A 12,146-nucleotide genomic window follows, 5' to 3' on the forward strand; every position below is an offset into this window, starting at 1 on the left:
GAGGCCGCCTGATTACTGACATACGGCGCGAAGCGGCCATTCACCTGCAGGAGACAAAGGTCGCCTTCGGTGAGGGGCGTGAATTTAACGACGTCACTGGCTCGGATCGGCGGAGACACTGCGCTCCAACCCATCGCACAGTGCCGAGGGTCATATAGACCAACGCGCCACGGCTCACCCCGGTTGTTCGCAAGCAGTCCTCGAGTTGGCCCGCGTGGATTCGCATGTCCTCCTCCGATGGCGCGATGTCGCTTTCCAATCAAGAACGACCGAGACGCGGCCATCGTCCATAGCGACGGCATCGATCCGGCCGGCAAGCGCTGGTGTGGTCGCTCTCGATTTCCATCTCAGGTCTTGCAGGATCGAAAGTGTCCGACGTGCAATCGGATGCGTGTGTCACTTGGCAGTTAATGAGGGTCTTCCTCAATTTGTGTGGTTCATCCGCTGTTAGCGACGCTATCGCTATGGGCGGGCATGCGAACGAAATCGAAATGGTCGCCCGGCCCAGGGGTCAGAATTCTGGGTGTCGCGCTCACTGATGATCACAGTTGGGTTGTTTCCGCTGCCGGACCAGCGATCGGCATTTGCCCGATTGCGGCCGGCGAAGCCGAAGTCGGCATGGCTGGTCCAACCGCAGCCTTCAGGATCTGCCGGTCCAGGGCAAGCCCGTGACGGTGAAGCTCCTGCTGAGCCGCTGGCGATGTGCACATCAGAAATGTGAGCGACAAACGTTCACTGATCGACTCCCGACGGTTGCTTCCCCTTATGCGCGCAGGACAACGAGGGTCGTGGAGATTGTCGGCTTGCTCGGCCATAGCACGGGTGGACGTCCTGGCGAACGCCGCATGCAACGGCTCGGCATGCCGGTCAGTGACGGTCGGAAACACTGGACCCCTGGATCGACGATGCAATCGACTCCGACATCATTCCGATCATGCGATACGCCCGTGTTTTGCGCAGAGACATCGATGCCGTCAACAACGCCATCGAGCTGCCCTGGAGCAACGGACAGGCCGAAGGTCAGATCAACCGCCTCAAGACCATCAAGCGCGCAATGTACGGCAGGGCAGGCCCCGAACTGCTGAGAGCACGAATGCTGCCACCGCGCCACACAAATTGAGGAAGAACCCAGTTAACTGCCAAGCGACAGCAGAAAATCCTCCAGCGAAAGTACGTCCTCGACCATCCCGATCCGCCCCTTGCGGCCTTGATAGTTACATTTTCGATAGTTACAAACGCAACAACTTGGATCGTCAAGCCTGTCTGCGGGCGGCGATCTGTCGAAACCTGAACGGGAGGTTCACATGCTGGTCAATGACGTCTCCCTGCGCGGGCTGATCCCGGTGGAGCTTGCAAAGGGATTCGGTTTCTTTCAGTCAAAGCCGTCTTCCGCCTTCTCACCGGTGGCGGTCACCCCCGGGGAGCTGGGCGATGCCTGGGACGGAGGCAAGCTGCACCTGCCGCTGGCCGTGGACTTGAACGCAAGCCCTTCGGCCGCGCCAACGCCGCCATCGACATGACCTTCGATTTCCTACGCTAATGGCCCACGCGCCGAAAACACGGCCGCTCGCCGCCGGCACAATCATCGGCTCGGGCACGGTATCGAACAAGCTCGGCGATGGGCCGGGCAAACCTGTCTCTGAAGGCGGCGTCGGCTATTCCTGCATCGCCGAGATCAAAATGATCGAGACTATCGAGCAGGGTGCGGCAAAGACACCTTTCATGCGTTTCGGCGACACGGTCCACATCGAGATGAGAGACAAGGCCGGCCACTCGGATCTTCGGCGCGATTGAGCAGACGGTGCCGCAACACAAGAAGGAAGCCTGAGACCATGGCCAAGCAATTCGCATCTGTCGGCGATATGGCAGAGAAAAAGATCTCCTTCACCGAGATCGGCCGCGACTTGTGGGCCTTCACCGCCGAGGGCGACCCGAACACTGGTGTCATCATCGGCGACGAATCGGTGATGGTGATCGACGCTCAGGCCACGCCCCGACTGGCCGGCAAGGTGATCGAGAAGGTCAGGACCGTCACCGACAAGCCGATCAACTATGTCGTGCTGACGCACTATCACGCTGTGCGGGTTCTCGGCGCTTCGGTCTATGGCGCGCAGCAGACGATCATGTCGGAGAAGGCGCGCGCCATGGTCGCCGAGCGCGGGCAGGAGGACTGGGACTCCGAGTTCGGCCGGTTTCCGCGCCTCTTCCAGGGCCACGAGTCGATCCCCGGCCTGACCTGGCCGACGCTGACCTTCAACGACCGGTTGACGCTCTATCTCGGGAAGCGGCGGGTGGACCTTGAATTCCTTGGCCGCGCGCATACGGCAGGCGACATCGTCGCCTTCGTGCCCGACGCCAACGTCATGTTCACCGGCGACATCGTCGAGTACCATTCGGCCTGCTATTGCGGCGACGGCCATTTTGCCGACTGGCCGCGCACGCTGGAGGCGATCCGGTCGTTTGACCTCGACGCGATCGCGCCGGGACGCGGCGACGCGCTGGTTGGCGCGGAGAAGGTCAATGCCGCGCTCGACAACACTGCCGATTTCGTCAGTTCCACCTACCGGCCGGTGGCGCGGGTGGCGCAGGGCGGTGGCTCGCTGAAGGAGGCGTGGGACGCGGCGCGCGCGGCGTGCGATCCGAAATTCGCATCCTACGCTATCTACGAGCACTGCCTGCCCTTCAACGTCGCCCGCGCCTACGACGAGGCGCTCGGCATCGACATGCCGCGCATCTGGACCGCAGAGCGCGACCGACAGATGTGGGCGGAACTTCAGGGCTAGCAGTCCGGATGCGACCCGGCGGGAGGACACATGGCAAAGATCTTCGAGACGCCGCTTTATCCCTACAGGCGCTCCCCTGATCAGGACGCAATCGCGCCAGTGCGCCGTCCGGTTGTTGTGGTAGGCGCCGGGCCGGTCGGTCTAGTCTGCGCCATCGATCTCGCCCGCCAGGACATTCCCGTGGTGGTGCTGGATGAGAACGACAAGGTCAGCTTCGGCTCGCGCGCGATCTGCTTCGCCAAGCGGCCGCTGGAGATCCTGGACCGGCTGGGCTGCGGTGAGCCGATGGTGGAGAAGGGCATCGTCTGGAACGTCGGCAAGGTGTTCTTCGGGAACCGCCGGGTCTACGAGTTCAACCTGCTGCCGGAGGCCGGCCACAGGCGGCCGGCCTTCATCAACCTGCAGCAGTACCATTTCGAAAAATTCCTCGTCGACCGCGTGTGCGAACTGGAGGCGGAAGGCAGGTCGATCGAAATCCGCGGCAACAACAAGGTCACGGCGGTCGAACAGGATCGCGACGGGGTGATGCTCTCCATCGACACGCCGGAAGGCCCTTACCGCCTGCGTGCCGACTGGCTGGTCGCCTGCGACGGCGCCAACTCGCCGATCCGCGCGATGATGGGGCTCGACTTCATCGGCCGCGTGTTCGAGGACAATTTCCTCATTGCCGACGTAGTCATGGACGCCGAGTTTCCGACCGAGCGCTGGTTCTGGTTCGACCCGCCCTTCAACCGCAGCCAATCGGCGTTATTGCATAAGCAGCCCGACGGCGTCTGGCGCATCGACCTCCAGCTCGGTTGGAACATCGACAAGGAGCGGGAAAAGCAGCCGGAGAACGTCATCCCGCGGCTCAAGGCAATGCTGGGCGAGGACGCCAAATTCACACTCGAATGGGTGTCGATCTACACCTTCCAGTGCCGGCGCATGGAGAGTTTCCGCCACGGCCGGGTGCTGTTCGCGGGCGACTCGGCGCATCAGGTCTCGCCTTTCGGCGCGCGCGGCGCCAATTCCGGCCTGCAGGATGCCGACAACCTGGTGTGGAAGCTGAAGCTTGTGATGGACGGCAGGGCGCCCGAAAGCCTGCTCGACAGCTACGATACCGAGCGTATCCATGGCGCTGACGAGAACATCCTCAACTCCAGCCGGTCGACTGACTTCATCACGCCGAAGTCGGAAATGAGCCGGATTTTTCGCGATGCCGTGCTAGATCTGTCCGAGCACTTCGCCTTCGCGCGGCCGCTGGTCAATTCCGGGCGCCTGTCGGTGCCGTGCACCTATGGCGGCTCGCCGCTCAACGGCCCTGACGCGCAGGGGCTGCCGCCGCGCACCCAGCCCGGCTCGCCGGCCGTCGATGCGCCGATAAAGGGCGGCTGGCTGCTCGACCGGCTGGGCGACCGCTTCCAGCTTCTTACCATTGAAGCCGAGGCGCCCGACCTGATCGAAAGCGGCCGCATTGCGGCCGAGCGGCTGGCCCTGTCGGCTGCGGACGATCCGACCAACGCGCTGCGAGAGCGCTATCTCGGCGATGCGGGTTCGGCGGTCTATCTGTTGCGCCCCGACCAACACGTCGCCGCGCGCTGGACCGCGTTCGACTGCGCGGAGGTCGAAGCCGCGCTTGCGAAGGCCACGGGACGCTGACGGGAGAAACCGGCGATGACGACACTCAATACGGCTCCGAACATTCCGCAGCCGGACGATTTCTACGCCGAGCTGCTGGCTCTGCACGACGGGCGAAGCAAGGCCGAAAGTGACGCCATCAATGCGCGGCTGGTTCTGCTTCTGGCCAATCATATCGGCGACGGCCGGGTGTTGAGTGATGCGCTTAGGGCGGCGGCGGACCCACCGCAATAGGAATGATGACAAGGGAGGACGCAGCTCCGGGTGGAAGTGTCCGGAGCAGGGCCAAGGCAGAGAAGCCATTCCAATGAACATCGAGAGAATTCACCACGTCGCCTATCGCTGTAAGGACGCGAAAGAGGCCGTCAACTGGTATGTCAACAACCTCAACATGGACTTTACTCGCCATCGCCGAAGACCAGGTGCCGTCGACCCACGAGCACGACCCTACATGCACGTCTTCCTCAACGCGGGCGACGGGTAACGTGCTCGCCTCTTCGAGTTGCCGACCAAGCCGGAGATGGGCCGCGACCCGAACACGCCGAAATGGGTCCAGCACATCGCCTTCAAGGTCAAGGATCGCGACACGCTCTTGGCCTTCAAGGACAAGCTGAAGAGGGGCGCCACATCGCGGGATCGGACCCCGCGATGAGCAAGCCTGTCCTCTACGACTACTGGCGCTCGTCGGCGAGCTATCGGGTGCGCATCGTGATGAACCTGCTCGGCATCTCCTGCGAGACGGTATCCGTGCACCTTCTGAAGAAGGAGCACAAGACGCCGCAGCATCTCGCTCACCCGCAGGGACTAGTGCCGGTGCTGGAGATCGACGGGCTGAGGCTGACCCAGTCGCTCGCTTCATTGAATATCTGGAGAGACACGCCCTGGCTCCGGCCTGTTGCCGCCGGACCCAGCCGGGCGCGCCCGTGTACGGGCGCTGCTGCCGACATCCATCCGGTCTGCAACCTTGGCCCTGTCAGCCATGTGATGGCCCTGACAAAGGGGGGCGAAGAGGTACGCGTCGCGTGGATGCGGAAGTTCATCGGCGAGGGGCTGGCCGCGTTTGAAACGCTCCTCGAGAGTCCCACGACAGGCCTCTTCTGCCACGGCGAGCTGCGGCACCAGGCACAGATCGCCCATGTGTAACGCCCATCGCTGGAATGCGGACATAGGCGCATTGCAGCGCGTCAACGCGATCGCACAGCGTTGTGCGAAACTTCCGGCGTTCGAGGCCGCCGCTCCCCGAAACTGACCCAACCAAAGCGCACTCTGGCAGACCGTCGGCAGCGGGTCGAACCGGATTCGTTCCGCTGTGGCGACGCCCTGTCAGGCGGCGCTTTGTTCCAAACGCTGCTCGCGCATGCCCATGTACCAGTCTGCGAATTTCGAGATGCGCTTTTCCTGGGTGGAGTATCGGCCAGGCCTGTAAGCGGAGGAATTGACGCCCTTCGGCTCCGTCAATGCACGACGAACAGGAACCTCGAACCCCTGAATGTGCTGCTCTCCGGCGGCCATCACACGAGTGCTCCGCCGCCGAAGGAGAAGAAGGAGAGGAAGAAACTCGATGCCGGGAAGGCGATCGACAGGCCGAAGACGATCTGGATCAGCCGGGCGGAACCCACCTGCCATGTCGCCAAAGGCAAGGGTCAAGCCCGTGGTAATGATGATGATAACCGCGACGATCTTGGCGACGAGTCCCTGCACCGACTCCAGGACCTGCTGCAGCAGCTGTTCCCAAGGCAAGCCGGAGCCCGCCGCGCAAGCTGGGACCGTGAGAACAAACGCGAGCCCGGCGGACCAAAGAAACCGAAGCTTCTTGCACATGAATTCCGTTTCAAAACAGCTGAAGTTGCGGGAGCGTCAGTTGGGTGACGGCGTAATCGCCGCTGGCCTCTGACCGCTGGACCATGGTTCGTCCGGTTTGACGACCGACTTTTCAGCGCCGTCGGCTGAAGCGTCGCCCGCCGCCACCGAGACCGGCAACTGCTACGCAGAAGGACGAAGCCGATGCCACACATCCATTTCGTAAATCTTTCTATCTGCCAATTCGATTTCCCCGATTATCTGATGAGGAATATGAGGGCGCCAGGTGGCGTGGTGGGTTGCATCATAAGGAGTATCTGCGATGGCAAACATCATCGAGGGTAAGTCCTCGCGTCCCGAATGGCTCATCGGCACCGATCTCGAGGATTGGATGGCGGGTGACGAGGGCAATGACCGGTTTGAGGATCGTCGCGGCAATGACAAGATCGAAGGTGGCGATGGCGATGATCACGGCATCGGCGGCGAGGGAAATGACCGAATCTGCGGCGGAACGGGCGACGACTATCTTCGCGGCGACAACGGCCGCTTCCAACCGCGCCTCGTCGGCGAGAATCATGACAAGCTCTCCGGCGGTCCCGGAGACGATGTCCTCTACGTGGGTGATGGCAAAGACGATTTGACGGGGGGCCGGCAATGACACGCTTCTGTTCCAGTTCCACAATCCGATCCACGGAGTAGTCGAGGGGACGGCGGACATTACCACTATCAGCGATTTCAACGCGAAGGAGGACACTTTCGCCTTCGATGAGGTGAGCCGCGGCGGCGACGGTTTTGGCGCGAACTTCGTCAACAACGCCGCCGCAAAATCTGGCAGCCTGGTGAGCAGCTTCTACGGCGGTCCGTCTGCGGTTGCGAAGGGCGAGCATGTGGTGGTGATCACTGACGACTCTTTTGAGACTGCCTCCGACGCAGCGCGTAAGATTTCCGGCGAGGCCGTCGGCGACATCATCGTCTACTACTGACACGACGATTTTAGCAAAATGGCAAAGCTGGCGTATGTCACCGCCCGCTGAACAGCAACGCCGCTGATTTGCGCATCGACCGAGGATTTCCCAACAGTGTTCGTATCCTTCTTCCCGCAGCCGAAGTTGTTTTTCACTTCGGCCGTCGCCTGGAGCCTTCTGCTCGTCCTCCTGTGGTTTTTCGGCGGCGAGCACCTTGGCACGATGCTCGGCATGCCGCCGGTCGACCCGCAGGCAGCACCAGTCATCAGCCCGATAAGATTCCTGACGCCGGCATTCCTCTGGTTTTACGGATATTTCTTCGCCGGCATGGGCGTATTCTACCTTTTCTGGGCGCTGTATTCCCCGCATCGCTGGCAGAACTGGTCGATCCTTGGCTCTGGTTTGATTATTTTCGTCACCAATTTCATCGTGCAGATCAGCGTGGCGCTCAATGACTGGCGCGGCATGTTTTACGATATGGTGCAGAAGGCGCTGACCACGCCGGGCTCCGTTTCCCCTGCCGAGCTTTACTACGGAGTATGGCAGTTTCTGTCCTTGGCCCTGGTCTATATGAGCATCGCCGTTCTGAACGTCTTTTTCGTCAGGCATTATGTGTTTCGCTGGCGCACCGCGATGAACGATTATTTTACCGCTTACTGGCCGAGGCTGCGCCATATCGAAGGGGCGTCGCAGCGCGTTCAGGACGACACGATGCGCTTCTCCGGCACAATGCAGGGGCTCGGCGTGAACTTCATCGACTCCATCATGACCCTGATTGCATTCCTGCCCTTGCTGGCCTCCCTTTCTCTCCATGTCTCAACGCTCCCAATCGTCGGCGCAATCCCTTATCCGCTGGTCATTGCGGCGATCGCCTGGTCGCTGTTTGGCACCGGCTTGTTGGCAGTCGTCGGCGTCAGGCTGCCCGGGTTGGAATTTCGCAATCAGCGGGTTGAAGCCGCGCTGCGCAAGGAACTTGTCCTCGGCGAGGACGATACGGCACGAGCGCAGCCACCAACTCTGGCCGAGCTTTTCAGAAATGTTCGCAAGAACTATTTCACTCTCTATGCACACTATGTCTATTTCGACATGGTCCGCTATCTATACCTTCAAGTCGACAACGTATTCGCTACGCTTATTCTTGTTCCGACCTTGGCAATCGGCAAGATAACATTTGGCGTTTTCCAGCAGATTGTTACCGCCTTTTCACAAGTCGCCACTTCGTTCCAGTATCTCGTGAATTCCTGGCCGACCATCGTCGAGCTGATATCCATCTACAAACGCCTGCGCGCCTTCGAGGCGACACTTGAAGGGGCGCCGCTGCCGGAAATCGACCAGGCCTATCTGGAGCGAGAGCGAGCCGGCTTGCGGCCTGAGGATCAGCCGGTAAGTTGAGAGTGACGGGGCGGCGAGCGCTTTCGGTTCAGCCGCCCACCGACGCCCACTTTTGCCGGCGTTGGCGCGAAACATAGTCGCGATAGCTGATGCACTCGACATTGGGCCTGGTGCAGACCTCGCCGGCAAAGCGCTCCAGCGCCTTCCAGTAGGCGCCGTCATTCATCAGTGTGAAATGGAAACCGAGTTCCAGCGGAATGCGTTTGCCCTGATATTGCGCGTCGAAGGCGGCGCGAAAGGCGTCTGTCCGGTCGGCGAATTCGTCCGCCTTGCTCGGCCGCTCGAAGCCGCCGGAATGCCTAAAAGAAGATTGTAATCCATCGCGATCACCCGCCTTCCGGCAGACCGGCAAGTCCAAGAGCTGCATATGGCGTTGGCAGAGCGCTTCGCCGCCGAAGGCTTCAAGGGCTATTGCGCGACGCGGCCCTCGCGTATTGCGGCTCTCGGGCCCGAAGCCCGCCGAGAGGTAACGTCGTGAGAGGAACCCGGCGACGGGCCAGAAGTGTGAAATATCGCGGCATTATGTAATTTTAGAGATCCCAGTAACAAATAAAATTAACATTCTTTTCACTTGTATTTTGGGTCTTCTTATTCAACAATTAGGCGGCCGACCCGCGGCAAGGTCAAGCGGGTTAGTCGAAATCCAATTTTGCTGGTGCTTGTTGAGGGATGAGACGCTACGCATTTTGCGCGAAGCTGCAAATGATTTCGTAACTATTACATAATGGTTCTTTGAGGAGTTGTTCGCATGCGCGTAAAAAACGATCATTGCGATGTGATCGGTGTGTCGGTCGCTCCCACGCAGCTTGATAATCTGTCTTCTGCGATTCTGCAGCAGGGGATGGCGCGAGTGTCGCTGCCAGGCGATGTGGTGACCTGGGCGGCAGGCCGTCACCAGACGCTCAGGCGGATGCTTTCCGACCAGCGTTTCGAGATAAGGAATTACGTTCCGTTTTTCACGTCGATGGGAAAAATCGGGATGTTAGCTGCATGGAAACGAAGTTGACGGTTTAGGAGCGGGATGCGGCCCCAAACGCACGCCGGAATCAGCCGAGGCGCGCTCGTGGTTGGGCTTAGCCGAGAAGGGAATCCGCGAAGCACAGCTCCAATTAACCAAGAGGTGAAAGCCGCGCCAGGGTATCTCTCCGCCTGTCGCTACGAAGCTGCTGTAGGCAACGCTGTTTCAAACGCAAGAACTCGCCGGACGCGATGATGTCAGTGGTCCTCGGCTTCTCGAAAGGCCACATTGATTTCTTCGTGGATGCGACCTGGCTGTGCACTGCATGACGATGATTCGATCCGAAAGCAGGAAGGCTTCGTCGATGTCGTGACGAAGACGACCGTCGTTTTGAACTGCTCCCAAACCTCGAGCAGCAGTTCCTGCATCCTGAGCCGTGTAGCCGAACGGAGACAGTCGAGAATGCTGCCAACGGAATTGTGCGCGGGATCAAGGAGCCTGCGAGGGCTGGAGCGCGATCGGTGAGTGGAGGGGTATTCCTCTGAGCGTCTTCCTCCAGCATGTTGGCGCGGACATGACAGCCAAATATGTCGGCTTCAAATGCGGACCGCTATTATTCCAGTATCGATATGCCGACAGCACTGCACCCGCAAACCATCCTGTCGCTCGATTTCGGGAAGGATTCTTGCCGCTCAAATATCGTTCACCGATGAAGCTTAGGGTGTCGACTAAGCTCGGCTTCAAGAACCCCAAAGCATATCCTAGAGGTGTTCGTCGCCAATGTATCCGGGCTACTGGGAAGACAAGGGCTCCAACTGGGTTCAGTGGGCTGTGAACAGCTCCGCCGCCAGCCTTGGGTGCCGTAAACTTCCACGATCGATTGATAGGCTATTGACCCGCGGCGGGTGTACCCTCAGCGATCATGCGAAGATCGTGTGACTGTCCAAGTTTCCCAAAACGCAGGCATCCCACAGATGGGGCACTCGGCTGCTGCGGGTCACCGTCGACGACAGTCCCACTTACTGATCTCGATAGTGATTGTTGAACCTCGGTCTTAAGAGCAGCAGTGCTGACCTCAAGCTCCTGAACCGATGTCGAAATGAGTTCGGCCGCATGGCACGCGCAAGCGGAGCACCCTGGCCAGCCATTGTGCTCCAATCCGTGCCCATTCCTTGCTTTTGCGGCAGCATGCAGCGCCTTTCCAGCATCGTAGGCGATCTCTGGGCAAACGGACTCTACGAGCTGCCATCAAGATCCGCCGACGATTGCGTCTGACTGACCCCTTGTTTTTGCTCCACCTTTCCTAAGCCCGCTGCAGTTGTCGCACCGGCTCTGGTCTTGCCGGCTGAGGCCGTGAATGCGCCTCAGACGCCACCGTCATGAAAGCCTGAAGTGCCGCGGAGAGATACTCGTCGCTCCGCGTCACAAAAACAGTCGGCGCCGACCGCAGATTGTCAGATAGCTGGTGTATGATGACCTGTCCGTCGGCTGCCGCATCCTGAACGACCCCCCGAGGTAGCATGGCCATCCCTACCCCGGCGGCGACGCAGCCGATGATCCCGTCCATTGTTCCGAGTTCCATCCAGCGGACATGCGTTACCCCACACGCCGCCAGGAACGTGTCCATGCGCCGGCGATAGGAACAGCCTGATCTGGCGAGGCGGCGGCCTCAACTCCGGCGTGCCCAGTGCCGGCCGCTGCGAAAGCGTCGGCCACGATGCTGTTGAGGTCACCCGGTCGAGCGGGCATCCCTGGGTCGCTGAAAAAAGACGAGGAGGCTTGATCATCCTGCCGTCGCTGAAGCACTTCGCTCAACCCCTGTTCCAGTCGCAGAACCTCCTCTGGATTGGTTGGCGACTCGTCAGCTTGATCGAACAGCCTCCGGGCCGTCTCGAGACCCCCGGCTGACGCGGACTCCGCATCGCGAACCCGTTGCAACGCGAAGATGAGATTGCGTTTGTCTGGAAGTAACGTCTCGGCGAATTTGATCCGGGAATCGTGATCCAGCCCAGAGATCGTCAGGCCCCGACTCTCAAGCGCCTTAGAAAATCTGCGAAGAGTACGACCATAGTCAGCACGGCTGCTTGGGGCCAACCTGCTGTCACTGGTCACTTGTTCAAAGACATGCGCGTCTGCTTTTGAGGGCACCGGCGCTGGCCGCCCGACAGTCGCTGAATAGCCCGGCTCATGATACGCACGCAGGACGTTCAACGCCGTCTTTATGCCGTCGTTTTTCGGATAGAAAGCATCGACGTGATCGACCAGGGACTGGTGATTTTTTAGATCAGTCGCTTGGCCACGAGCGCCGAGATCATTCGCCAATCGGCGAAGTGAATACGTGTATTTTCGGACCGTGCTCTCGCTATATTTTTGCTGAACCGCAGCGTGGGCGATCGCCTTATCAATAACGTCCCGGTGTTCGTCGGACAGATGGGGATAGCGGGTAGCACGGGCGCCAGGTGACGCGGGCTCCGCATCGCGAACCCGTTGCAACGCGAAGATGAGATTGCGTTTGTCTGGAAACAACGTCTCGGCGAATTCGATCCGCGAATCATGATCCAGCCCAGAGATCGTCAGGCCCCGACTCTCAAGCGCCTTAGAAAATCTGCGAAGAGTACGACCATAGTCAGC

10 protein-coding genes and 8 pseudogenes are annotated in these 12,146 nt (G+C 60.2%); 13 read left to right on the forward strand and 5 right to left on the reverse strand.

The features are described from left to right. Positions 1–474: 474 nt before the first annotated feature. From AC0L25_RS00450 to AC0L25_RS00485, 8 genes and pseudogenes are all read left to right on the forward strand, one after another. Positions 475–875 (forward strand): annotated as a pseudogene (locus tag AC0L25_RS00450) (transposase family protein); the annotation flags it as partial. Positions 876–877: 2 nt separating this feature from the next. After that, positions 878–1,120 (forward strand): annotated as a pseudogene (locus AC0L25_RS00455) (transposase); the annotation flags it as partial. Positions 1,121–1,301: 181 nt separating this feature from the next. Further along, positions 1,302–1,828, forward strand: a pseudogene (locus tag AC0L25_RS00460) (fumarylacetoacetate hydrolase family protein); the annotation flags it as partial. 4 nt (positions 1,829–1,832) lie between these two features. Beyond that, positions 1,833–2,783, forward strand: a complete 951-nt coding sequence (locus AC0L25_RS00465; protein WP_473491969.1) for an MBL fold metallo-hydrolase — start codon at positions 1,833–1,835, stop codon at positions 2,781–2,783. Between the two features lie 30 nt (positions 2,784–2,813). Continuing rightward, on the forward strand, positions 2,814–4,421 hold the full coding sequence (locus AC0L25_RS00470; protein ID WP_473593731.1) for an FAD-dependent oxidoreductase: 1,608 nt from the start codon (positions 2,814–2,816) through the stop codon (positions 4,419–4,421). Positions 4,422–4,436: 15 nt separating this feature from the next. Further along, positions 4,437–4,634, forward strand: a complete 198-nt coding sequence (locus AC0L25_RS00475; protein ID WP_473491973.1) for a DUF2783 domain-containing protein — start codon at positions 4,437–4,439, stop codon at positions 4,632–4,634. Between the two features lie 73 nt (positions 4,635–4,707). Next, positions 4,708–4,884 carry a VOC family protein gene (locus AC0L25_RS00480; protein WP_473593732.1) on the forward strand — a complete coding sequence of 59 codons (177 nt, stop codon included), beginning with the start codon at positions 4,708–4,710 and terminating at the stop codon, positions 4,882–4,884. Between the two features lie 164 nt (positions 4,885–5,048). Then, a pseudogene (locus AC0L25_RS00485) lies at positions 5,049–5,649 on the forward strand (glutathione S-transferase N-terminal domain-containing protein). 74 nt (positions 5,650–5,723) lie between these two features. Here the strand turns inward: AC0L25_RS00485 and AC0L25_RS00490 are convergent. Next, a complete protein-coding gene (locus AC0L25_RS00490) occupies positions 5,724–5,912 on the reverse strand; it encodes a hypothetical protein (protein ID WP_473491979.1) in 189 nt (62 codons plus the stop codon). Continuing rightward, positions 5,912–6,221, reverse strand: a pseudogene (locus AC0L25_RS00495) (TrbC/VirB2 family type IV secretion system protein). The gene AC0L25_RS00490 and the pseudogene AC0L25_RS00495 overlap by 1 nt, the downstream one beginning before the upstream one ends. Positions 6,222–6,522: 301 nt before the next feature. On the opposite strand from AC0L25_RS00495, the gene AC0L25_RS00500 reads away from it, so the two are divergent. From AC0L25_RS00500 to sbmA, 3 genes are all read left to right on the forward strand, one after another. Next, on the forward strand, positions 6,523–6,858 hold the full coding sequence (locus tag AC0L25_RS00500) for a hypothetical protein (protein ID WP_473491983.1): 336 nt from the start codon (positions 6,523–6,525) through the stop codon (positions 6,856–6,858). A gap of 112 nt (positions 6,859–6,970) precedes the next feature. Next, on the forward strand, positions 6,971–7,183 hold the full coding sequence (locus AC0L25_RS00505) for a hypothetical protein (protein ID WP_473593733.1): 213 nt from the start codon (positions 6,971–6,973) through the stop codon (positions 7,181–7,183). A gap of 96 nt (positions 7,184–7,279) precedes the next feature. Continuing rightward, positions 7,280–8,557, forward strand: a complete 1,278-nt coding sequence (gene sbmA, locus AC0L25_RS00510; RefSeq protein WP_023799410.1) for a peptide antibiotic transporter SbmA — start codon at positions 7,280–7,282, stop codon at positions 8,555–8,557. A gap of 28 nt (positions 8,558–8,585) precedes the next feature. Here sbmA and AC0L25_RS00515 read toward each other — a convergent pair. Then, positions 8,586–8,893 (reverse strand): annotated as a pseudogene (locus tag AC0L25_RS00515) (polysaccharide deacetylase family protein); the annotation flags it as partial. Positions 8,894–9,305: 412 nt separating this feature from the next. Here AC0L25_RS00515 and AC0L25_RS00520 point away from each other — a divergent pair. Together AC0L25_RS00520 and AC0L25_RS00525 are read left to right on the forward strand one after the other, a co-directional pair. Then, entirely contained in the window at positions 9,306–9,563 is a 258-nt protein-coding gene (locus AC0L25_RS00520) for a hypothetical protein (protein WP_473593734.1), read from the forward strand. 454 nt (positions 9,564–10,017) lie between these two features. Continuing rightward, positions 10,018–10,334 (forward strand): annotated as a pseudogene (locus AC0L25_RS00525) (molybdopterin-dependent oxidoreductase); the annotation flags it as partial. Positions 10,335–10,818: 484 nt separating this feature from the next. On the opposite strand, the gene AC0L25_RS00530 reads toward AC0L25_RS00525, so the two are convergent. Then, positions 10,819–11,142, reverse strand: coding sequence for a LysR substrate-binding domain-containing protein (locus AC0L25_RS00530; protein ID WP_473593735.1), 324 nt, complete (start codon positions 11,140–11,142; stop codon positions 10,819–10,821). Next, positions 11,112–12,146: pseudogene (locus AC0L25_RS00535) on the reverse strand (Ulp1 family isopeptidase); the annotation flags it as partial. The gene AC0L25_RS00530 and the pseudogene AC0L25_RS00535, both read right to left, overlap by 31 nt.

The sequence above is a fragment of the Mesorhizobium sp. WSM4813 genome (genome assembly GCF_055811555.1).

Excerpts from the sequence above, each read along its gene's own strand:
- AC0L25_RS00490 (WP_473491979.1), bottom strand. The coding sequence starts at position 5,912 with ATGGCCGCCGGAGAGCAGCACATTCAGGGGTTCGAGGTTCCTGTTCGT.
- AC0L25_RS00500 (WP_473491983.1), top strand. The coding sequence starts at position 6,523 with ATGGCAAACATCATCGAGGGTAAGTCCTCGCGTCCCGAATGGCTCATC.
- AC0L25_RS00470 (WP_473593731.1), top strand. The coding sequence starts at position 2,814 with ATGGCAAAGATCTTCGAGACGCCGCTTTATCCCTACAGGCGCTCCCCT.
- AC0L25_RS00465 (WP_473491969.1), top strand. The coding sequence starts at position 1,833 with ATGGCCAAGCAATTCGCATCTGTCGGCGATATGGCAGAGAAAAAGATC.
- AC0L25_RS00480 (WP_473593732.1), top strand. The coding sequence starts at position 4,708 with ATGAACATCGAGAGAATTCACCACGTCGCCTATCGCTGTAAGGACGCG.
- AC0L25_RS00475 (WP_473491973.1), top strand. The coding sequence starts at position 4,437 with ATGACGACACTCAATACGGCTCCGAACATTCCGCAGCCGGACGATTTC.
- AC0L25_RS00520 (WP_473593734.1), top strand. The coding sequence starts at position 9,306 with ATGCGCGTAAAAAACGATCATTGCGATGTGATCGGTGTGTCGGTCGCT.
- AC0L25_RS00530 (WP_473593735.1), bottom strand. The coding sequence starts at position 11,142 with ATGGACACGTTCCTGGCGGCGTGTGGGGTAACGCATGTCCGCTGGATG.